Here is a 22,616-nt window from a genome sequence, read left to right as displayed (position 1 = left end):
GTTATAGCTGGTGCTGGACATAGTCAGCAAAGGCTTTAATTTGTTTTTCATTTCTTCTGTAATAGGTCCACTTTCCGATTCGTTCGGATTCCAGCAGGCCGGCTTTTTGCATCGTCAGCAGGTAGCTGGAGATGACGGATTGCGCAAGCCCTGACTTTGCCTGAATATCACCGACGCAAATTCCGGTGCGGAAACTGAGTCCCTGATCAAGATAAGGTCTTTCATCAAAATGGTCTTCCGGGTGTTTAAGCCACGTCATAATATCACTTCGTGTTTTGTTAGATAACGCTTTATGAATCAATATCGGTTCCATAACGTTTATTATATCTATTTTTCTGGATTTGTAAATTCGTTTTTGACAAAACATTCTCAAATTAAGTAAATATCGTGCTAAAATATAACATATTATCAGATTACCGGTAAAAAAGCCGGGTTATTGTCAGGAGGATATTCACATGAATCAAAAGAAAAAAGGTGCGGTTGCGATGACCTTGCTTTCCGCTCTGATGTTTTGTTTATTGCCGGTCCTCGTCTCGCTTTCTCCGCTTGCAGAAACGGGGCCGAACGCGAATCGTTTTAATTCCGCGGGCATGTGGGCCGCCGTCGGTCAGATCCTTGTTATATATGCGGTCCCGCTCATTATGTATATTCTCGGTGTTCGTGTCATGAAAATCATCATGGCTGTTTTTTGCGGGATCGGGCTTATCATTTGCGCGGCTGTCTTGTTGGTGGCGTTATTGACCGCAATTTCCTTAGGGCAGGAGCTGTCTCTTTATTACGGTCTTTTCGTTTGGTCAGGCGCGGCTTTCATCGTCAATGTGGTGTGGTATATTGCCGCGTTTCGATCATCCCCGAAGCATCAGCAGGCTATGTGACATTTGTTCTATAAATCTACCGAAAATACAAATATTTCATAGGATGATTATGGTATGATGAAAGCGGTATAGCAGTTTTTAATAGAAACGGGAGGAACTGACATTGAAAAAAAAGACAGCTTCATTGCGAATGAAAACATTGGCGGCCGGCGCTGCGGTTGCTGCGGCTTTATCTGTGGGGGCGGTTTCTGATCTGCCGGGGGCAAAATGGCTGCATCCGGCGGCTGCTCAAGCCGCGGAAACGGTATTTAAACAAAATCATGCGGCATCCGGCTTCTTGGCGGGACGGTATGACGCGCAGGCGATGTCTCCGACGATGTTCAACTGGTCAAGGGAAAGCCGGTTTACAAGCACTGCCGATGGCGCGTTAAAATGGGAAAAGAATGTTCCGGCCACCCCTCAAAACGGTGCGGGAGCCGCGGTTGACGGGGACGGCACCGTATTTATTCAATCAAAAGACGGGAAGCTGACGGCGTATCATTCGGACGGTACTGTGAAATGGGTGACGGAAAACCTCGGGACGACCTATACGCTGACTCCGGTGCTCGGAACAAACGGTGTCATTTATCTTCCTTCTCACGATAAAAAACTGTATTTCATCGACAAAGAAACCGGAAACATTTTAACATCGGTTCCGCTGAGCGGGGCGCCGAGTTCCGATGCGGCTATCGGCTCTGACGGCACGCTGTATGTGTCGACGCTGGATAACTATATCTATGCGATTAAACCGACGTCGCCTTCGACATGGACGCAGAAGTGGAAATTTAAAACAAACGGCGTGGTCGGCTCCGCTCCCGTGTTAGCATCAAACGGCACTCTGTATACGGCAACGTACAATAATATCTTTTACGCGATCAATTCCGGAACGGGCCAAGTGAAATGGTCAAAAACGACGTCCAACGGGTTTAAAGGTTATCCGGTTATTGATAGAGACGGCACCGTTTACGCCGGAAACCAGGACGGCAACTTATACGCCTATACATCAACGGGTGCTGTAAAGTGGACGTTCCCGTTAAACGGTTTCTCCAGCTCTTCATTAGCAATCGACCATAACGGCAATGTGTATATCGGTTCGGGAAGCGGCGAGCTGTTTTCCATCAGCAAAACCGGTAATATGAACTGGTCTTTCTATACGGACGGGCCTGTGAGAACGGCGCCGCTGATTGATGCGGACGGCAATGTGTACTTCGGTTCTGACGATAAAAACGTCTATGCGGTTGACGCTGACGGGAATGAAAAATGGCGCTATCAAACAGACAGCAATGTCATTTCCTCCCCGGTTCTGGCTGAAGACGGCACGCTCTACGTCGGCACTTATACGAAACTGCTCGCATTCGGGGCAAAAAAATAATAAAAAAGAATCCGCGCACGCGGATTCTTTTTTTATTTAGAAGCTTGAATGAATACGCCTTTTTCATGAGAGAATTCTTTAAAGCCGTACACACCGTGATATGAACCGATCCCGCTCGTATTGACACCGCCGAACGGAAGGTTGACGTCAGTGAAATGAACGACGACATCATTGACAGAAGCATTGCCGGACGTCGTATGCTGCAGAACATAATCGATCAGCTCCTGATTATGGCTGAATACATACAAGGCAAGCGGCTTGTCCCGTTCAGTGATGTAATCAACGGCTTCACTGATATCTTCGTAATTCATAATCGGCAGAATCGGTGCGAAGATTTCTTCCTGCATGATCTTCATATCAGGCGTGACGTTTGTCAGCACGGTCGGAGAAATCGTGCGGTCATGAGCATCGAATACGCCGCCGAACGCCGTTTTTGCCCCTTTTTCAATGGCATCATCATACAGGGCTTTGACACGGTTAAAGTTGCGGTCATTGACAATCTGCGTGAATTTGTTGCGGTCAACCGTATGATCATCCTCCATAAAACCTGCATTGACAATGGTCTGCAGAAGATCTGTAAAGGTGTCCTGTACATCTTCCTTCATAAGGAGATAGTCAGGGGCGATACATGTTTGCCCCGCATTGACAAATTTGCCGACGGCGATTTTTTTCGCCGCGTCCATCAAATCATAGCCGCTGTCGATGATCGTCGGGCTCTTTCCGCCAAGCTCAAGCGTGACGGACGACAAATGCTTCGCCGCTGCCGTCATGACGATTTTACCGACATTCGTGCTTCCGGTGAAGAAAATGTGGTCAAACGGCTGGTCGAGCAGTTCTGTCGCGACATCGACCTCACCTTCAAAAATGGCGACTTCTTCTTCGTGAAATGCCTCGCGAATAACTGTCGCGGCGATATGGCTCGTCTCCATCGTAAAATCGGACAGCTTCACAATCGCGCTGTTTCCCGCCGCAATGGCAGCCGCAAGCGGAGCCATCGTCAGCATAAACGGATAATTCCATGGGCCGAGAATTAAGGTAAGGCCTTTTGGCTCGTACATTAATACGCCGTCAGCGTCGGGGCTGACGGATGAGCCGACGCGTTTCGGCGCCATCCAGGTGTCGAGATTGTTCATATTATCTTTAATCGCCTTGATCGTTCCCTGCGTTTCCGCTCTTTTCACCTCATGATAAGGCTTGCGGACGTCCCGTCTGATCGCCTCGATGATTTCTTCTTCATGTGCGGTGACGGCATCTAAAAAGCGCTGAAGCTTTTCTCTGCGCTGCCCGGCTGTTGAAGCACGCAGCGTTTTTTGATTTTTTTTCTGAAGCGCAAAGACGCGTTTGATGTCTGCTTTTATATGCTGATCCATCGGTTTTCCTCCTCTGGTTGCTTTTTTATTTCTTCAGGGCCTATTATAATGTGATGTGTTTTTGCGGCAAAGACAGCGTAAACGCATCTATACGTTACCGTACAAATTGCCGTGATCTGTCTAATGAAAGGAGTGTCTCTTATGCCGGATTCTATGACAAATGACATTAAACAAGCGCTTTTGGCCATGCTTGGAGAGCGGGATATCCGCCGTGTGACCATGAAGGACATCGCCGAACGGGCGCACGTGAGCCGGGGGACACTGTACCTTTATTACGAAGATAAATATGCGATTTTAGAGGATATAGAGGAAGAAATGAAAGACGGGCTGAGCGAAGCGCTGTATGATTCGCTGAAGAATAAAGATGTGCTTCATTTACAGGGCGGATGGCAAAAAGTGCATCCGACACTGTCTTTTGTTGACCGGCACCGGGTGTTTTTTCAAACGATGATGGATCGTCATAAAATGCCGTATTTTCACGTTCATGCTTTTTTAAAAGATGTGTTCCGGCATGATGTGCTGCTGTCACCGGTCAATGCGGATTTCTCACCGACTGAACAGGATATGTACATTCATTACCGCGCGTTATACACATATGCCATTGTGTTGTACTGGCTGAATGAGGAGCCCGGGGCATCCCCGGAAGAAATCAGCGGACAGGTGTGGGATTTGATTTCTCAAAAACGGTTTTACTGGCTGTTCGGCCGCCGGGTGCCGGAACAAGAAGAAAAAAAGCCCGCCGACCGCCGGGTGACAAGGACGAGGCAGGCCTTGCAAGAAGCCATGATCGGCTTAATGGCGGAAAAAAAAGAGTACGCGGCGATCACGATTTCCGATATTGCCCGTCAAAGCAACCTCCGCCGTGCCACTTTTTATGACCATTACGCCAACAAAGAAGCATTGCTGAAAACGATCATCCATCAATCATGCCGGGATCTGATCGGATTATTGACGGTGAAAGGAGACCCTGCCGACTGCTCCGTGGAAGAAGCGGAAGCCGCGCTCGTCCGGCTCTTTTCGGCGCTGTCCGGCGGCCTTCCGCTCGTTCATTTTCTGAGAGAGGGTTCAGGAGTGCCTGACGTCATCCCGGAAATGTTCAGAGCGCTGCAATCGTTTTATCTTCATCAGCCTCTGCACATTCAGGCGGGCAAAAAGCTCTATGCATACTATGTCGCGTCCATGCTCGTCGGTCTGATTCAATATCGTCTTCATGAAGGAAAAGACCACGCGCCGGATATGCTGGCCCGGGAGTTTCTGCAGTTTTTGGATGTGAAGAAGTATCGGGTGATTTTGCTGTGAGGATGATGAAAAAGAACTCGGCCGAAAACAGGCCGGGTTCTTTTTTGCTGTTTTCTTTGAGAAGTGCAGATATGAAAGAAACCTTCCATATGACGCCTGATCAGCATTCTGCCGCCAAACATGACAAATGTCATATTCGGGGCATGATGGCTGCTACTACAACCGCGTCGGGCGCCCCGTTATACTTGAGGTCATAATGAAAAAGAAGGGACATGACATTCATGATCAATCACGCCGCAACTCAAAAACAAGCGTCTTTAAAAAAGCAGGTTGCCGCATTTTCCGGCGCCGATACAAAGCATAGTATCATTCAGCTTTTCAACACGTTTGTGCCGTTTTTTGCCCTTTGGTTTCTTGCTTACTTCAGCCTCAATGTCTCCTATCTTCTGACCCTCGCCTGTACTGTTATAGCAGCGGGATTTTTGACAAGAATCTTTATTATTTTCCACGACTGCTGCCACCAATCCTTTTTCAAACAAAAGAAGCTGAACCGGCTGTTCGGGTTTATTTCAGGTGTGCTGACACTGTTTCCGTTCCTTCAATGGCAGCGAAGCCACTCCATTCATCATGCGACAAGCAGCAACTTAGATAAACGGGGCACCGGCGATATTTGGATGATGACCGTCAAGGAATATAACGAAGCGTCAGCCTGGACAAAAATACGCTACAGACTTTATCGCAATCCGTTTATTATGTTTATTCTCGGCCCGATTTACGTATTTCTGATTAAAAACCGTTTCAATGTAAAAGGCGCCCGCCGCAAGGAGCGCTGGAACACCTATTTCACGAACGCGGCGATTGTCTTATTGGCTGCTGCGACGTGCTTGCTTCTCGGCTGGGAAAACTTTTTGCTTGTTCAGGGTCCGATTTTCCTTATTTCGGGGTCAATCGGCGTCTGGCTCTTTTATGTTCAGCACACGTTTGAGGATTCTTATTTTGAAGCCGATGAGCATTGGGATTATGTGCAGGCCGCGGTAGAAGGAAGCTCCTTTTACAAGCTGCCGAAGCTTTTGCAATGGCTGACGGGCAATATCGGCTATCATCATGTCCACCACTTAAGTCCGAAGGTGCCGAACTACAAGCTGGAAGCCGCTCATGAGGGACACGAGCCTTTAAAAAACGTACCGACCATTACGCTTAAAACAAGTCTTGAATCCATGAAATTCCGTCTGTGGGATGAGGACGAAAAGCAGTTTGTCACCTTCCGGGAGGCGCGGAAAACATCGGCGCCCCATCCGGTGCCGAAAGAACCTTTAAAGAAAAATGCCTGATACGGCGCACGGCTCTTTCTCTTATCAGAAAGAGCCTTCTCTTCATGCGTGAGGGTGCAATGAAGGCGGTGTTTTGATAAAGTGATGGTAGACACAAGCAGCAGAAGGTGGAACAAAGATGAAGAAGTATTTTAAATTTCAAAAACTGAACGGGATTTCTCCTTATATATGGACGATTTTTTTCATCCTGCCTTTTTATTTTATTTTTAAAAGCTCTTCTACCTTCGTCATCGTGGCCGGCATCATTTTCACGCTCGTTTTCTTTGGCGCATACCGCTTTGCATTTGTTGCAAAAGGCTGGCCGCTTTACTTATGGGCGCTTCTTCTGATCGGCATTTCGACCGGCTCAGCCATGCTGTTCAGTTATATTTATTTCGCCTTCTTTATCGCCTACTTCATCGGCCATATCCGAGACAAAGTTCCATTTTACATCTTATATTACATTCATATCATCAGTGCGGCGGTTGCCGTCAACTTCAGCCTTGTTCTGAAAAAAGAATGGTTTTTGACACAAATTCCGTTTATCGTCATTACACTGATCAGTGCCATCCTGCTTCCGCTCAGCATTCGAAGCAGAAAGGCACGGGAGCGCCTTGAGGAGAAATTAGAATATGCAAATGAGCGAATTGCCGATCTTGTGAAGCTGGAAGAAAGGCAGCGCATCGCCCGGGACCTTCACGATACACTTGGACAAAAGCTCTCCTTAATCGGACTGAAAAGCGACCTTGCCCGAAAGCTGATATATAAGGACCCTGAACAGGCCCGCGCTGAGCTGAAAAGCGTGCAGCAGACGGCCCGCACTTCCTTAAATGAGGTCAGACAAATCGTCTCATCGATGAAAGGCATCCGATTGAAGGATGAGCTCGGCAATGTTCGACAAATTCTTGAAGCGGCAGGAATTGAATTTGTGTATGAAGAAAAAGAAGCGCCCAAACATATCTCTTTGCTGAACGAAAACATCGTCAGCATGTGCATTAAAGAAGCCGTCACCAATGTCGTGAAACACAGCGGCGCCAAAGTATGCCGCATCACCATTCAGCAGCTTTGGAAAGAGGTTGTCATTACGGTAGAAGATGACGGAAGCTTTCAATGCAGAGAAGACCGCTTTTTTTCAAAGGGGCACGGCCTGCTTGGAATGAGGGAACGTCTTGAATTCGCAAACGGCAGTTTAGCCATCGATACAGCCGCCGGAACAAAGCTGACCATGAGAATCCCGAATGATTCAAAATCAAAAGAAAAGGATGGTAGCAGATGATCAACATCTTCATTGCCGAGGATCAGCAAATGCTGCTCGGCGCACTCGGTTCGCTGTTGAATTTAGAAGAGGATATGACGGTTGTCGGCAAAGGCACAAGCGGCCAGGATGCCATCGATTTCGTGGAAAAACATGCGCCCGACATCTGTCTGATGGATATCGAAATGCCCGGGAAATCAGGTCTTGAAGCGGCAGAAGAACTCAAGGACAGCGGTGTGAAAATCATCATTTTGACGACCTTTGCCCGCTCCGGCTATTTTCAGCGGGCGCTAAAAGCAGGCGTCAGCGGGTACATGCTCAAGGACAGCCCGAGCGATGAGCTCGTCAGCGCCATCCGCAGCGTCATGAAAGGGAGACGCGTCTATGCACCTGAATTAATGGAGGACATTTATAGTGAAGAAAACCCGCTGACCGAACGGGAAAAAGAGGTGCTCGAGCTTGTCGCAGACGGAAAAAACACGAAAGAAATCGCAAACGCCCTCAGCATCAAAAGCGGCACAGTCCGCAATTACGTTTCGATGATTCTGGATAAACTAGAAGTGAAAAATCGAATTGAAGCCATTACCCGATCAAAGGAAAAGGGCTGGTTTAAGTAACCCGCCCTCAGCTTGTTCAGCCAGTGTTTTTTTTACACTGGCTTTTTTTATTATCTATCGTCACTCCGTCTCTTCCTTCCACTTCTTATCAATCAGCATTTTCCCCGGCCAAGTGTATGCCATGATGCCGCCGTCTGCGGTGATGTCTTCTCCCGTGACGTAAGAGCTGTCGTCTGAAGCGAGGAAGAGCGCGACAGCCGCCATTTCTTCCGGTTTTCCGAGCCGGCCGAGCGGCGTGATCCATTTGTTGGCTTCACGGAACGCCTCGCCCATTTCGTCTTCTTTCGTGCCTGCCAATTTATCAATGAGCGGCGTTTCAATTGTACCCGGCGATAAGGAATTGACGCGGATTCCGCTTCTGGCGTAATCAATGGCCATCGCTCTCGTCAGGTTCGTGATTCCGCCTTTTGCGGCGTTATAGCCGGAACGGTCAAGGTCTGCGGCCCGGCCGGACATGGAGGAGGTGTTGATGATGGAGCCTCCTTTTTCGAGCATGAGCGGAATCAGGTATTTGCTGCACAGAAATGTGCCGCGCAGATCGACGGCGATGATCCGGTCAAACAGGTCGACCGGGTATTCATGGACTTTGCCGCCCTCTTGGTCAACACCGGCATTGTTAAACAGAATATCAATTGTTCCGTACTTTTGCTGAATGCCGTCTGCAAAAGACTTTACGTTTTCTTCATCTGATACATCAAGGTGAAAGGCTTCTGCTTCTCCGCCGTTTTTTCTGATGGCGCTGACGGTTTCATTCAGTTCGCTTTCATTGATGTCACCGCAGATCACGCGGGCGCCTTCATCGGCGAAAACCCGTGCCGTCGCTTGTCCGATGCCTGTCGCGGCCCCTGTGATGATTGCGGTTTTGTCTGTTAATCTTCCCATATTGCGATTCCTCCTTTTTCTATACCTGTTCCCGCTGAATAGGGGGATAAACATACGGAGGTTTGTTTCTAAATACCTATTAAATATGTTAATATTATGTATATACATCATTGGGAGGTTTACATATTTTGAAGATACAGCATAAGAAGGAGATAGCGTTTTATTGTTATGCCATTGTTCCTATGGGATTTGTGATTTACACCGTTATCTCTATTCTGTTTCAGGACATCACGTTTCCTCTCACTGTAAGAAATGTTCTGCATGAGTCTTTGCGAAACTTGGGATCTCTTATCTTATTTAGTTTGTTTTTCTACCCGTCATACATATGGATGAAGAAGGAATTCGGCCGCCGGAAAGAAGCAGAGAGGAGAGGATGATCAACATTCTCTCTTTTTTATTGATAAAATGGGTGAAATGAATCCATTAACATGTTAAATTTACAATATATGCATCTGCTAATCCTAGTTGACAATTGTCACTGTATATGATAAATAGATGCTGAAAAGATTTTACATAACATCAAAGCATAATTAAAGGAGAGATCTGAAGTGCGGAAAAAAAAGTTTAAAGCAGAATCCAAGCGATTGCTGGACATGATGATTAACTCCATTTACACGCAGAAGGAAATTTTTCTCCGCGAGTTAATTTCCAACGCGAGCGATGCGATTGACAAAATCTATTACAAGGCGTTAACCGATGATTCATTAACGTTTGATCAAGACAATTACTATATAAAAGTGACGGCGGACAAAGAAGCGAGAACGCTCACCGTCACAGATACCGGTATCGGGATGACAAAAGACGAGCTTGAACAGAATCTCGGCACGATTGCGAAAAGCGGTTCACTCGCTTTCAAGCAAGAAAATGACTCGAAAGACGGCCATGACATTATCGGCCAGTTCGGCGTCGGGTTTTATGCGGCGTTTATGGTGGCTGATAAAGTCACGGTGAAAAGTAAGGCGCTCGGCAGTGACGAGGCGTATGTATGGGAGTCGGAAGGGGCCGCCGGCTACACGATCGCGCCGTGTGACAAGGAAACCGTCGGTACGGAAATCACCCTGAAAATAAAAGAAAACACAGAAGATGAAAGCTATGATGAGTTTTTAGAAAACTACCGCATCAAAGCGATCGTGAAAAAGTACTCTGATTTTATCCGCTACCCGATCAAAATGGAAGAGACGGTCAACAAGCCGAAAGAGGGCAGCGAGAACGAATTTGAAGAAGTTCAGGAAGAACAGACGGTCAACAGCATGGTGCCGATCTGGAGAAAAAACAAAAGCGAGCTGACGGATGAGGATTACGAGGCTTTTTACGCCGAGAAGCATTACGGTTTTGATAAACCGCTGACCCACGTGCATATCAGCGTCGATGGAGCGGTACGCTACAATTCGATTTTGTTTATTCCGGAAAACATGCCGTTTGACTATTATACGAAGGAATTCGAAAAAGGATTGGAGCTGTATTCCAACGGCGTGCTGATCATGAACAAATGCGCCGACCTGCTTCCGGATCATTTCAGCTTTGTAAAAGGCATGGTGGATTCTGAGGATCTGTCGCTGAACATTTCCAGAGAGATGCTGCAGCACGACCGCCAGCTGAAGCTGATTGCGAAAAACATCAATAAAAAAATCAAAGCCGAGCTGAAGAGCCTGCTGAAGAACAAAAGGGAAAAATACGAATCTTTCTATGAATCTTTCGGCAGACAGCTGAAATTCGGCGTCTATAATGATTTCGGCGCGAATAAAGACGTCTTAAAAGATCTGCTTCTCTTCTATTCATCTAAGGAGAAAAAGCTCGTCACTCTGGACGAATATGTGTCCAGAATGCCTGAGGATCAAAAATATATCTATTACGCGTCCGGCGATTCATATGAGCGGATTGAAAAGCTGCCGCAAACTGAAATGGTGGCGGACAAAGGCTACGAAATTTTATATTTCACGGAAGATATTGATGAATTCGCGATCAAAATGCTGACAAGCTACGAGGAAAAAGAGTTCAAATCCGTCTCAAGCGCCGACTTAGGCATCGACAGTGACGAAGATGATAAGCAGACTGAAGCCGAAGAAAACGAATATAAAGACCTGTTCGAAAGCATGAAAGAGATTCTTGCGGATAAAGTCAAGAATGTCAGAGCCTCAAAACGCTTAAAATCTCATCCGGTCTGCTTTGCGACAGACGGCGAAGTGACGATCGAAATGGAGAAAGTGTTAAACGCCATGCCTGACAGCCAGCAGGTCAAAGCGGAAAAAGTGCTGGAAATCAACCCGAATCACGAAGTGTTTGAGACGTTAAAGAACGCGCACGGACAAGATCGGGAAAAGCTTGCTTTATACACAAACCTGCTGTACAATCAGGCGCTTCTGATTGAAGGGCTGCCGCTCCATGATCCGGTCGAGTTTACGAATGATATCTGCAAAGTCATGGTATGACGCCAAAAAGGAATCGCCCAGCGGGGCGATTCCTTTTTTGATTACAGTGTGCGCTGTTTAAGAATTTGATTTTGTTTGCTGCGCTTCTTTAAGGAGAACCGTTTTTTCAAGTGCGTTTCGATTTCTTCTAAACTTTTGCCCTTCGTTTCAGGAACGATGTAAGCGGCAAAGAAGAAGGATGTAAGGCAGATGACTGAGAATATTCCGAACACCCAGCCGATGCCCATTGCGCTCAGCATAAGCGGAAATACCAGCGAAACGATCAGGTTGGTTGCCGACAGAATCAATGTCGTAAATCCGGTTGCGGCTCCGCGTGCGTTTGACGGGAACAGCTCCGGCATCAGAACCCATACGACGGGACCCCATGTCGCCTGATAAAAGACGATATAGATTCCGAGAAACAGCACGGTCAGCCAAGCTGTTGAAGCTGACAGGCCGGCCAGAAGGAGAATGGCTGATAGTGACGCCAGGCTCAAGGTAATGCCGACACTTCCCCACATCAGCAGTTTTTTCCGGCCGATCCGGTCAATTAAGATCATGGCGGTGATACACATGATGACGTTTAAGACACCGATGCCCATCGTGCCGAGAACGGACGCCGAAGTGCCGAGTCCGGCCTTTGTAAAGATGGTCGGCGCATAGTAAATCACCGTGTTGATACCGACCGCCTGCTGGAAGATGGCGAGGCCGATCCCGATCAGCAGCATAGGACGGATCCATTTTGCTTTCAGCAAGCCGAGCGTAGATTCTTTTTTCTCGGCTTCTCCTTGTTTCATTTCCGCCAATTCAACGGCGATATCCTCTTTGTCGTGAGTCATTTCCATGACTTGTCTGGCTTCCTGCTCACGGCCGCGTTTGACGAGCCATCTCGGAGATTCCGGCATAAACGCGATTCCGATTAATAAAAGCGCCGCCGGTACTGCCGCGAGACCGACCATCCAGCGCCAAGCTTCAAACGGGGTGAATATGTAATTCACAATATATGCGAGTAAAATTCCGGTTACAATCATTAAGTTATTCAATGTGCCGAGCGTTCCGCGTATTTTTGTCGGCGCCATCTCAGATAGATAAACGGGAACCAGCGCCGTTGAGCCTCCGACGGCTAACCCGAGTATGACACGGGAGATAATCAGCATGGTGACGGTTTGCGAAGCCGCACAGGCAAGCGCGCCGATAATAAAAATGAGTGAAAGGACGAAAACCACTTTTCTCCGGCCCCATCGGTCAGAGCATGTCCCGCTTAAGGCGGACCCGAAAATCGCACCGAGCAGCAGCATGCTGACGACCAATCCCTCGGTCAGCGTGTTTAAAGGAATATCATTGTTAATAAATAACAAAGCCCCTGAAATCACACCGGTATCATAGCCGTAAAGCAGCCCGCCCAATGCTCCGAAAAAGTAAATCAGGTATTTTTTGGTGTTTTTCTTCACAGATGATCCTCCTCATCTTTTGGAACGCATAATAGTTTATTTAGATAACTATTTCATTCCCCGAAGAGAAAAATATAAACATAAAAAAACACGCCCTTTCAAAAAGGCGTGTTATTTTTCTTAGGAAAACAGCTTGTCAATAAACGCGATTTCTTCAGGAGATAGCGTAATGGAGGCTGCTTTCATGTTGTCTTTTAATTGATCCGCGCGTTTGGCGCCCGGAATCAGGATATCGATTTCAGGTCTCGCCAAGTACCAGGCAAGCACGATATGCGCCGTATCGGCATTGTGCTTTTCAGCAATCGGTTTGAGCTGGTTGACTTTTTTGATGTTTTCTTTAAACTGCTCCCCTTGGAAATGCGCCTGATCATTGCGCAGGTCGCCTTCCGGGAAGGTTGTGTTCTCGTCGTATTTGCCGGCCAGCAGTCCGGATACGAGCGGGAAGTACGGAATGAATGAGATGCCGTGTTCTGTCGTATAAGGGAAGAAAGTCTTTTCCGCCTCACGGTTCAGCAGGTTGTATTCTCCTTGAATCACGTCGACTAAGCCGTCTTTATTGGCTTCTTTCAGCTGCTCCAAAGAGAAATTGGATACGCCGATGGAACGGATTTTTCCTTCTTTTTTCAGCTCATTCAATGCTTGAACGGCTTCGTCCTTCGGTGTATGCTCATCCGGGAAATGGATGTAGAATAAATCGATGTAATCCGTCTGCAGGCGTTTCAGACTGTCTTCGACCGATTGTTTCAAAAAGGCCGGTGAGTTGTCGAAAACAAAGTCATTGCCTTCTTTTCTGTGAGCGGCTTTTGTGGCGATGAAGACATCCTCGCGGTTATATTCTTTCAGCACCTCGCCGATCAATTCTTCAGAACGGCCCACACCGTAAATATAGGCGGTATCTAACATGGTAACGCCGCTTTTAATCGCTTCCCGGACCAATTCTTTTCCCGTTTCTTCATTCAGATTCGGATAGAGATTGTGTCCGCCGACCGCATTTGTTCCCAAACCGATCGGAAATACCTTTAGGTCAGTTTTGCCGATTGTTACTTTGCTCATGTTTTCGCCCCCTGAAAAAATTGGATATCATAGCGCCTGCCGGGAAAATACGGCAGCGTTCTCTATTAACTATAACGCTATGCCAAGTGAATGTCGATTTGGTGCTCTTGGCAATACTTCGTATATTCCTCATCGAGCTGCTGAGAAGTGACGATGCTGTGAAGCCGGTCGAAAGGCGCGTATGTCAAAAGCGTGGATTTGCCGAATTTGGAATGATCCGCGAGCAGATACACTTCGTTCGCCTTTTCGGAAATTTTCTTTTTCACCTCGTATTCCAGTAAGTCGGAATTCGTCAGGCCGTGGGTGATCGTTGTCCCGGTAGCGGACATGAACGCCTTGTTAATGTTGTATTTATTGAGTGTGCTCGGATCATCAATGCCGACAAACGACCTTGTCTTCCGTTTGTAGTTATTGCCGATGATGATCAGGTCGATATTTTTCATGGATGAAGCGGCGTTAATAATATCAAGGCTGTTCGTCAACACCGTTACATTCTTGTCGGGATCAAGCGTCTCCAGCATCGATTTGGTCGTCGTGCCGGAATCAATAAATACAAGATCGTGATCCTCGATAAACCGCGACGCATAGCGGGCGATTTTGATTTTTTCATCCTGATGTTGAATGGTGCGGTTCTCAAAAGGGACGAGCACAGATTTTTCTGCTGACGTCACGCCGCCGTACACCTTTTTGATCACCCCTTTTTCCGCAAGCTTATTAATATCGCGTCTGACCGTGTTTTTAGAGACGTTGAATACCTCGCACAGCTCATCCAGCGAAGTGGCTCCGTGTTTGAGAATGTATTCTTCCATCTCCTGAATCCGCATCAGTTTCATAAAAAAACTCCTTCTAGAATTCTTAAAGTAATTAAAATATATAATAAACACCAAGAGTTAATCAATAGTTACTTAACAAATGATAAAAAAGAGGGTTCCCACCGTACAATTCGACACGGTTCTCCAAGTTCCTGTTTTCCCGCTTAAAAAAAGTATGATAAAAATAATGAAAAAATTTTGATTTTTTAGATTGACTTGAAGGTGTGTTGGGCTTACAATGTAACCAAGAAATGACCAAAATATAACCTGTAAAATCAAAAGTAAAAGATGTAACCGTTTGCTTTATCCGGCACATGACCAACTTTTACATGAAAAGATTGGGAGCCACCATCATTTTAGCATTTGTAAGCGTTTAATTCATGTCTTTTATATGTAAAAGATGAATATATTCATCCGTTATTACCCAGGGATGTTTACTATTTAAGGAGGCAATGAGAATGGCAGAGATCAGAAAACTGAAAAACTACATCAATGGTGAATGGGTTGAAAGTAAGACAGATCAATATGAAGACGTTGTCAATCCGGCTACAAAAGAAGTGATGTGCCAGGTTCCGATTTCTACGCGGGAGGATGTGGAATACGCCGTCCGCTCAGCGTCAGAAGCGTTTAAAACATGGTCGAAGACGGCAGTGCCGCGCCGTGCGAGAATTCTATTTAACTATCAGCAGCTTCTCCAGCAGAACAAAGAAGAGCTTGCCCGTCTGATCACTTTGGAAAACGGTAAAAACACGACAGAAGCACTCGGTGAAGTGGGACGCGGAATTGAAAACGTCGAATTCGCAGCAGGCGCGCCGTCACTCATGATGGGCGATTCACTTGCCTCTATCGCCACAGATGTAGAGGCGGCGAACTACCGCTATCCGATCGGGGTGGTCGGCGGTATCGCACCGTTCAACTTCCCGATGATGGTTCCCTGCTGGATGTTCCCGATGGCGATTTCATTAGGAAACACTTTTATTCTGAAGCCGTCTGAGCGCACGCCGCTGTTAACGGAAAAACTGGCAGAGCTGTTTGAACAGGCCGGTCTGCCGAAGGGCGTCTTCAATGTCGTGCACGGCGCGCATGATGTCGTAAACGGCATTCTTGAGCATCCGGAGATTAAAGCCATCTCATTCGTCGGTTCAAAACCTGTCGGCGAGTATGTTTTCAAAAAAGGCAGCGAACATTTGAAACGCGTGCAGGCGTTAACGGGCGCAAAAAACCATACGATCGTGTTAAATGACGCCCACCTTGAAGATACGGTCACAAACATTATCGGCGCGGCATTCGGTTCGGCAGGAGAGCGCTGCATGGCATGCGCGGTCGTGACGGTTGAAGAGGGAATCGCCGATGAGTTTATGGCGAAATTACAGGAAAAGGCCGCAGACATCAAGATCGGAAACGGACTGGATGACGGCGTGTTCTTGGGCCCGGTCATCCGCGAGGACAACAAAAACCGTACGCACAGCTATATTGAAAAAGGCATCGAAGAAGGAGCGAAACTGCTTTGTGACGGCCGTGAACATGTAACGGAAGACGGCTATTTCGTCGGACCGACGATTTTTGACAACGTGACGACGGATATGACGATCTGGAAAGATGAAATCTTTGCGCCTGTTCTGTCGGTCATGCGTGTGAAAAATTTAAAAGAAGCGGTTGACATCGCCAACCAGTCTGAATTTGCGAACGGCGCCTGCCTGTTCACGTCAAATGCGAACGCGATCCGCTACTTCCGTGAGAATATTGACGCGGGAATGCTCGGGATCAACCTTGGCGTCCCGGCGCCGATGGCATTCTTCCCGTTCTCGGGCTGGAAGTCTTCTTTCTTCGGCACATTGCACGCAAACGGAAAAGACAGCGTCGACTTCTATACACGTAAAAAAGTCGTGACGGCACGATACCCGTCTCCTGACTTCAATTGATCAGACAGCCGGCCCGGACGGCTTTGTGATTCCGTCCGGGTTTTCTTTTACCATCCATTAAGGAGGAATAAACATGAGTCATTTGCTGCGCAAACCGCAGGCCGATGAAATTTCTCAAGGCGTGACCATCATACATGACGTCACTTCAGCCAATTCAGACCTCAAATACGTCGGATTTAAAGTCGTTGATCTCGCTCCCGGCTCAACCTATACAGAAGATTTGAAAAAGACGGAGTGCTGCATCGTTGCGGTAACTGGAAAAGTTACCGTCACTGATTATGATCAGACATTTGAAAGCATCGGCACCCGTGAAAGCGTATTTGATAGAAAACCGACGGACAGCGTTTATGTGTCCAATGACCGCTCTTTTGGAATCACAGCCGTCAGCGGGGCGAGGGTCGCGCTGTGCTACTCTCCGTCCGAACACCAGCTTCCCACAAAGCTGATTAAAGCGGAAGACAACGGTGTGGAACATCGCGGCAAGCTGGCAAACAAACGAACCGTTCATAACATTCTCCCCGATTCAGATCCATCGGCAAACAGCCTTCTCGTTGTTGAAGTTTACACGGACAGCGGCAACTGGTCGAGCTACCCGCCTCATAAACATGACCAAGACAATCTGCCGGCTGAATCATTTTTAGAAGAAACCTATTACCATGAAACGGACCCGCCGCAGGGATTTGTCTTCCAGCGTGTGTACACGGACGACCGCTCGATTGACGAGACGATGACCGCAGAAAATGAAAACGTTGTCATCGTGCCGGCGGGCTATCACCCGGTTGGTGTTCCGGACGGGTATACCTCTTACTACCTGAATGTAATGGCGGGACCGACACGAAAATGGAAGTTTCATAATGATCCGGCCCATGAATGGATTCTGGAACGCTGACAAGTGAGGAGTGGCAGATAACGATGAAATATACGTTTAATGAAGAAAAAGAGTTTGATATTGTCGCGATCGGACGCGCGTGTATTGATTTGAACGCGGCGGAATACAACCGGCCGATGGAAGAAACGATGACGTTTTCTAAATATGTCGGCGGCTCCCCGGCAAATATTGCGATCGGCAGCGCTAAGCTCGGATTAAAAGCCGGTTTTATCGGCAAAATCCCGGATGACCAGCACGGCAGATTTATCGTTTCTTATATGCAGGAAAAGGGCGTCGATACGTCACAAATGACCGTTGACAGAGAAGGACGCAAAGCCGGGCTCGCTTTTACGGAAATTCTCAGTCCTGAAGAGTGCAGCATTCTGATGTACCGGGATGACGTGGCGGATTTGTATCTAGAACCGTCCGAAGTCAATGAAGGCTACATCGCAAACGCTAAAATGCTGCTCGTATCAGGTACGGCGCTTGCGAAAAGCCCGTCGCGCGAAGCCGTCTTAAAAGCGGTGCAAATCGCAAAAAAACATGACGTAAAAGTCGTGTTTGAGCTCGACTACCGTCCGTATACATGGCAATCGGCAGAAGAAACAGCCGTGTACTACACGCTGGCGGCGGAACAATCCGATATCGTCATCGGTACGCGTGACGAATTTGACGTAATGGAAAACCGCAGCGGCGGAAATAACGATGAAACCGTCCGCCATTTGTTTGCGCACTCCGCCGACCTTGTCGTCATTAAGCACGGCGTTGACGGATCATACGCATACAGCAGATCGGGAGAAGTTTTCCGGGCGCACGCCTATAAAACAAAGGTGCTGAAGACCTTCGGAGCGGGTGATTCCTATGCGTCAGCTTTCATCTACGGACTGGTCAGCGGCCGGGATATTGAAACGTCGTTAAAATACGGGAGCGCTTCCGCTTCCATCGTCGTCAGCAAACACAGCTCCTCAGAAGCAATGCCGGCTGCCGGTGAAATCATCGAACTGATTGAAGCGCAACACAGTCTTAACGGTAAATAGAACGTATAAAAGGTGGGATCGTTTGTGGGTAAGACAATTCGCTTAACGACAGCACAAGCGCTGATTCAATTCTTGAACCGGCAGTACATTCATGTTGACGGAAAAGAAGAGCCGTTCGTTGAGGGCATCTTCACGATTTTCGGCCATGGAAATGTGTTGGGGATCGGGCAGGCGCTTGAGCAGGACGCCGGGCACCTGAAAGTCTATCAAGGCAAAAACGAACAAGGCATGGCGCATGCCGCGATGGCATACAGCAAGCAGATGCTGAGAAGAAAAATTTACGCGGTATCGACATCGGTCGGTCCGGGTGCCGCTAACTTGACGGCTGCCGCGGGTACGGCGCTGGCCAATCATATCCCGGTGCTGCTGCTTCCGGCCGATACCTTTGCGACGAGGCAGCCTGACCCGGTGCTTCAGCAGGTGGAGCAGGAATACAGCGCCGCCGTCACGACAAACGATGCGTTAAAGCCCGTGTCCCGCTATTGGGACCGCATCACCCGCCCCGAGCAGCTGATGAGCAGCTTAATCCGGGCATTTGAAGTGATGACAGATCCGGCAAAAGCGGGCCCGGCGACCATCTGCATTTCTCAGGATGTAGAGGGAGAAGCATTTGATTTTGATGAAAGCTTCTTTGAAAAACGTGTTCATTACATTGATCGGATGCAGCCGAGCGAGCGTGAGCTGAAAGGCGCCGCGGAGAGAATTAAGGAGAGCAGCCGTCCCGTCATTTTAGTGGGCGGCGGCGCGAAGTACTCCGGCGCGCGTGAGGAATTAATCGCGCTTTCTGAAACATACGGCATTCCGCTTGTCGAAACGCAGGCCGGCAAGTCAACGGTTGAAGCCGATTTTGCCAACAATCTGGGCGGCATGGGCATCACGGGCACACTTGCCGCAAACAAAGCCGCCCGCCAGGCTGATCTGATCATCGGTGTCGGCACACGGTACACGGACTTTGCGACATCCTCGAAAACGGCGTTTGATTTTGACAAAGCAAAATTTTTGAATATCAATGTCAGCCGCATGCAGGCATACAAACTTGACGCGTTTCAGGTCGTAGCCGATGCGAAAGTGACGCTCGGCAGGCTGCACGGCTTATTAGACGGATATAAAAGTGCATTCGGCACGGCGATTAAAGGCTGGAAAGATGAATGGCTGGCTGAACGGGACCGGCTCGGCAAGGTCACTTTTACACGTGACGCGTTCAAGCCGGAAATTAAAAACCATTTCTCACAGGACGTGTTAAACGAGTATGCCGACGCGCTCGAGACTGAGCTGCCGCAAACAACGGCGCTGTTGACCATCAACGACACGATTCCTGAAGACAGCGTCGTCATCAGTTCGGCGGGATCTCTTCCGGGCGATCTGCAGCGGCTGTGGCATTCCAACGTCCCGAATACGTACCATCTGGAGTACGGCTATTCCTGCATGGGATATGAAGTATCGGGCACGCTCGGCCTCAAGCTGGCTCATCCCGACAAAGAAGTCTATTCACTCGTCGGCGACGGAAGCTTTCTGATGCTGCACTCAGAGCTGATTACCGCGCTTCAATATAACAAAAAAATCAATGTCCTGCTCTTTGACAACTCCGGGTTCGGCTGTATCAACAACCTGCAGATGGATCACGGGAGCGGCAGTTATTTCTGCGAGTTCCGCACAGAGGACAATCAGATTTTAAACGTTGATTACGCGAAGGTGGCAGAGGGCTACGGCGCTAAAACATACAGAGCCAATACGGTTGAAGAACTGAAAGCGGCGCTTGAAGATGCGAAAACGCAAGAGGTATCCACTTTAATTGAAATGAAGGTTCTGCCGAAAACGATGACGGACGGCTATGACAGCTGGTGGCATGTCGGCGTGGCGGAAGTGTCTGAGCAGGAAAGCGTTCAGCGGGCATACGAAGCGAAAGAGATGAAGCTGAAGTCTGCGAAGCAGTACTAGAGGGGAGGCATCACGATGGGCAAACAAAATATTTTGTGGGGCATCGCTCCCATTGGGTGGCGCAATGACGATATGCCGGAGATCGGAGCCGGGAATACGCTGCAGCATTTGTTAAGCGATATTGTTGTCGCCGGTTTTCAAGGTACGGAAGTGGGAGGGTTTTTCCCTGAACCCTCCGTCCTCAATAAGGAGCTTGCTCTCCGGAACTTGCGGATTGCGGGGAAATGGTTCAGCAGCTTTATCATTCAAGACGGTATTGAAAAAACGGCTGAACAATTTACAGAACACTGTGATTATTTGCAGAAAGTCGGAGCGGATGCCGCCATCGTTTCTGAACAGACGTACAGTGTCCAGGGCTTGGATATTGATGTATTTAAGAAAAAACCGCACTTCTCAAATGAAGAATGGGATACACTGTGCCAAGGCTTGAACCGTCTCGGGAAAATCGCTGACGAATACGGGCTGGAGCTCACGTTTCATCATCATCTCGGCACAGGCGTCCAGACGGCGGAAGAAGTTGACCGGCTGATGGATGGAACGGACCCGCGGTATGTCCATTTACTTTATGATACCGGCCATGCCTATATCTCAGACGGAGACTATATGACGATTCTCAACAAGCATATGGATCGGATCAGACACGTTCATTTCAAGGACGCGCGGTTTGACATTATGGAGCGGTGCAGACAGGAAGGCAAGTCATTCAGGCAGTCGTTTTTACAGGGCATTTTTACGGTGCCCGGAGACGGATGCATCGATTTTACCGAAGTGTACCAAACGCTCGTCCGTCATGATTATTCAGGCTGGATCGTCATTGAAGCCGAACAAGACCCGGCAGTCGCCAATCCGCTTGAGTACGCGCTGATTGCGAGAAAGTACATCGACAGTGAACTGCTTGATCCTGCAAATTAGAGGGGGACTTATATGAATAGTGCCAAGGCGGAATCAGCTTTCAGCAAACGGACCATCGCCGCAGCATTAGCAAATTACATTGATGCAGGTTCCATCGTGGCAGGATCAGCGGGTTTATCTATGTGGGTCAGCTACTTGAAGCTGTCCGACAGTCAGATCGGATTGCTCGGCGCCTTCAGCGCAAACGCGATATCAGCGGCCATCGGAGCGCTGCTCGGCGGGTATTTGGCTGATAAGGTCGGCCGAAAAGCTGTATACACAAACAGTATGCTCGTCTACGCTTTAGGAATTTGTTTGGTTTTGTTTGGATTCAACTTTCCCATGCTGTTATGCGGATACATGATTATCGGGATTTCTGTAGGCGCGGATATTACGGCTTCATGGACCATTATCGCGGAAAACGCCCCCGAAAAAAACCGGGCGAGGCATTGCGGAGTGGCGCAGGTGGCGTGGGCCGCCGGAGCCGTTGTGGTTCTGCTGTTATCCGTTTTGGTCGGTGACCTCGGGCTTTTAGGAAATAAAATTGTCTTTGCGCATCTATTGGTGATCGCCCTGATCACATATGTGATAAGAAAGCGTTTACCTGAGTCGGATGCCTGGAAAAACAGTGAAGAGCGGCCTGCCGCCGTGAAAAAAACATCTTATTTTGACTTGCTTCAGCCGAAATTTTTCAAGAACATTTTGTTTTTAATGGGTGTGTTTCTCGTATGGAATCTCGCCGCGGGCGTCATGGGATTCTTCATGCCGTACATCTACCAGCAGGTCGGCGGCGTATCCGCAAATACGGCCAACATTCTGCAGATGGCCCTGTTTATCTTCACCGGGCTCGGCGTCGCCTGTATCTTCATGCCTTTTGCAGATCAATATCGGAAAACGGTGTTCGGAATCTGCGCCTTTATGGCTGTTGTCGGCTGGTCGCTGTTTTTGCTGCCGTTTCAGGGACTCCCGATGCTGCTTTTGTTTGTTTTAGCGATCGGCATCAATAACGGAGCCGGCCAGCAGGCGAACTACCAGCTGTGGGCAAGCGAGCTGTTCCCGACAGAACACAGAGCGTCAGCACAAGGGCTCATGTTCTTTCTCGTCCGTATTTCAATCGGCATTTGGAGTTTATTTGTGCCGGTCATCATGTCACAATTCGGCATCGGTTTTATGGCCGGTATTCTGCTCATATGTGTGACGGCCAGTATGATCATCGGGCTTGTCTTCGCACCGAATACGTCCGGCAAGTCGCTTGAACAGATACAGGAGGAACTGTACGGTGCTCCTCAGGACGGCAGAGAGAAAAGAAAGACGAGAACCATTATTTGATTATCAGA

General features: G+C 48.3%; 20 protein-coding genes. 14 read left to right on the top strand and 6 right to left on the bottom strand.

Features of this window, described 5'->3' with window-relative positions:
• Position 1 precedes the first annotated feature (1 nt).
• A complete protein-coding gene (locus L3V45_RS18905; RefSeq protein ID WP_007407855.1) occupies positions 2–313 on the bottom strand; it encodes an ArsR/SmtB family transcription factor in 312 nt (103 codons plus the stop codon).
• A 142-nt stretch (positions 314–455) separates the two neighbouring features.
• Between L3V45_RS18905 and L3V45_RS18900 the strand changes: the two genes are divergently transcribed.
• Together L3V45_RS18900 and L3V45_RS18895 are read left to right on the top strand one after the other, a co-directional pair.
• Positions 456–875: a DUF5391 family protein gene (locus L3V45_RS18900; protein ID WP_236837203.1), complete on the top strand. Its 420-nt coding sequence runs from the start codon at positions 456–458 to the stop codon at positions 873–875.
• 130 nt (positions 876–1,005) lie between these two features.
• Positions 1,006–2,226, top strand: a complete 1,221-nt coding sequence (locus tag L3V45_RS18895; RefSeq protein ID WP_109955233.1) for an outer membrane protein assembly factor BamB family protein — start codon at positions 1,006–1,008, stop codon at positions 2,224–2,226.
• Between the two features lie 32 nt (positions 2,227–2,258).
• Here L3V45_RS18895 and L3V45_RS18890 read toward each other — a convergent pair whose 3' ends face one another.
• Positions 2,259–3,596, bottom strand: coding sequence for an aldehyde dehydrogenase family protein (locus L3V45_RS18890; protein WP_004393206.1), 1,338 nt, complete (start codon positions 3,594–3,596; stop codon positions 2,259–2,261).
• 141 nt (positions 3,597–3,737) lie between these two features.
• Here L3V45_RS18890 and L3V45_RS18885 point away from each other — a divergent pair, with 141 nt between their 5' ends.
• The 4 genes from L3V45_RS18885 to L3V45_RS18870 all read left to right on the top strand — a co-directional run bounded on the left by L3V45_RS18885 (position 3,738) and on the right by L3V45_RS18870 (position 8,017).
• Positions 3,738–4,895 (top strand): TetR/AcrR family transcriptional regulator, encoded by a 1,158-nt coding sequence (locus tag L3V45_RS18885; RefSeq protein ID WP_015387470.1) that lies wholly within the window; start codon positions 3,738–3,740, stop codon positions 4,893–4,895.
• 221 nt (positions 4,896–5,116) lie between these two features.
• On the top strand, positions 5,117–6,166 hold the full coding sequence (locus L3V45_RS18880) for a Delta(5) desaturase DesA (protein WP_004393209.1): 1,050 nt from the start codon (positions 5,117–5,119) through the stop codon (positions 6,164–6,166).
• Between the two features lie 118 nt (positions 6,167–6,284).
• Positions 6,285–7,421: a sensor histidine kinase gene (locus tag L3V45_RS18875; protein WP_004393210.1), complete on the top strand. Its 1,137-nt coding sequence runs from the start codon at positions 6,285–6,287 to the stop codon at positions 7,419–7,421.
• Positions 7,418–8,017 carry a response regulator transcription factor gene (locus L3V45_RS18870; protein WP_007407848.1) on the top strand — a complete coding sequence of 200 codons (600 nt, stop codon included), beginning with the start codon at positions 7,418–7,420 and terminating at the stop codon, positions 8,015–8,017. The genes L3V45_RS18875 and L3V45_RS18870 overlap by 4 nt, the downstream gene beginning before the upstream one ends.
• A 60-nt stretch (positions 8,018–8,077) precedes the next feature.
• Here the strand turns inward: L3V45_RS18870 and L3V45_RS18865 are convergent, their stop codons facing one another.
• On the bottom strand, positions 8,078–8,899 hold the full coding sequence (locus tag L3V45_RS18865; RefSeq protein WP_004393214.1) for an SDR family oxidoreductase: 822 nt from the start codon (positions 8,897–8,899) through the stop codon (positions 8,078–8,080).
• Between the two features lie 128 nt (positions 8,900–9,027).
• Between L3V45_RS18865 and L3V45_RS18860 the strand changes: the two genes are divergently transcribed.
• Complete coding sequence (locus L3V45_RS18860) at positions 9,028–9,276, top strand: hypothetical protein (RefSeq protein WP_014306134.1); 249 nt, start codon at positions 9,028–9,030, stop codon at positions 9,274–9,276.
• A gap of 171 nt (positions 9,277–9,447) precedes the next feature.
• Positions 9,448–11,328, top strand: a complete 1,881-nt coding sequence (gene htpG, locus L3V45_RS18855; protein ID WP_060657884.1) for a molecular chaperone HtpG — start codon at positions 9,448–9,450, stop codon at positions 11,326–11,328.
• A gap of 41 nt (positions 11,329–11,369) precedes the next feature.
• On the opposite strand, the gene L3V45_RS18850 is transcribed toward htpG, so the two are convergent.
• The 3 genes from L3V45_RS18850 to L3V45_RS18840 form a co-directional block, all read right to left on the bottom strand.
• Positions 11,370–12,758: a sugar porter family MFS transporter gene (locus tag L3V45_RS18850; protein ID WP_004393218.1), complete on the bottom strand. Its 1,389-nt coding sequence runs from the start codon at positions 12,756–12,758 to the stop codon at positions 11,370–11,372.
• Positions 12,759–12,878: 120 nt separating this feature from the next.
• On the bottom strand, positions 12,879–13,811 hold the full coding sequence (locus L3V45_RS18845; protein WP_236837202.1) for an aldo/keto reductase: 933 nt from the start codon (positions 13,809–13,811) through the stop codon (positions 12,879–12,881).
• 77 nt (positions 13,812–13,888) lie between these two features.
• Complete coding sequence (locus L3V45_RS18840; RefSeq protein WP_004393223.1) at positions 13,889–14,644, bottom strand: DeoR/GlpR family DNA-binding transcription regulator; 756 nt, start codon at positions 14,642–14,644, stop codon at positions 13,889–13,891.
• A gap of 437 nt (positions 14,645–15,081) precedes the next feature.
• Here L3V45_RS18840 and iolA point away from each other — a divergent pair, with 437 nt between their 5' ends.
• From iolA to L3V45_RS18810, 6 genes are all read left to right on the top strand, one after another.
• Complete coding sequence (iolA, locus tag L3V45_RS18835; RefSeq protein WP_014306132.1) at positions 15,082–16,545, top strand: methylmalonate-semialdehyde dehydrogenase; 1,464 nt, start codon at positions 15,082–15,084, stop codon at positions 16,543–16,545.
• Between the two features lie 73 nt (positions 16,546–16,618).
• Positions 16,619–17,434, top strand: coding sequence for a 5-deoxy-glucuronate isomerase (gene iolB / locus L3V45_RS18830; RefSeq protein ID WP_015387476.1), 816 nt, complete (start codon positions 16,619–16,621; stop codon positions 17,432–17,434).
• A 23-nt stretch (positions 17,435–17,457) separates the two neighbouring features.
• Entirely contained in the window at positions 17,458–18,450 is a 993-nt protein-coding gene (gene iolC / locus L3V45_RS18825) for a 5-dehydro-2-deoxygluconokinase (protein WP_014306131.1), read from the top strand.
• Positions 18,451–18,474: 24 nt separating this feature from the next.
• Positions 18,475–20,388, top strand: coding sequence for a 3D-(3,5/4)-trihydroxycyclohexane-1,2-dione acylhydrolase (decyclizing) (gene iolD, locus L3V45_RS18820; protein ID WP_015387478.1), 1,914 nt, complete (start codon positions 18,475–18,477; stop codon positions 20,386–20,388).
• A 15-nt stretch (positions 20,389–20,403) separates the two neighbouring features.
• Entirely contained in the window at positions 20,404–21,300 is an 897-nt protein-coding gene (gene iolE / locus L3V45_RS18815; RefSeq protein ID WP_004393234.1) for a myo-inosose-2 dehydratase, read from the top strand.
• Positions 21,301–21,312: 12 nt separating this feature from the next.
• On the top strand, positions 21,313–22,608 hold the full coding sequence (locus L3V45_RS18810; protein ID WP_014306129.1) for an MFS transporter: 1,296 nt from the start codon (positions 21,313–21,315) through the stop codon (positions 22,606–22,608).
• Positions 22,609–22,616 lie beyond the last annotated feature (8 nt).

It is taken from the genome of Bacillus sp. R45 (genome assembly GCF_021729365.1).
GTDB classification, from domain to species: Bacteria; Bacillota; Bacilli; order Bacillales; family Bacillaceae; genus Bacillus; species Bacillus velezensis.
Note: the sequence above shows the minus strand (reverse complement) of the source record. Positions and strands in the feature narration are given on the sequence as shown.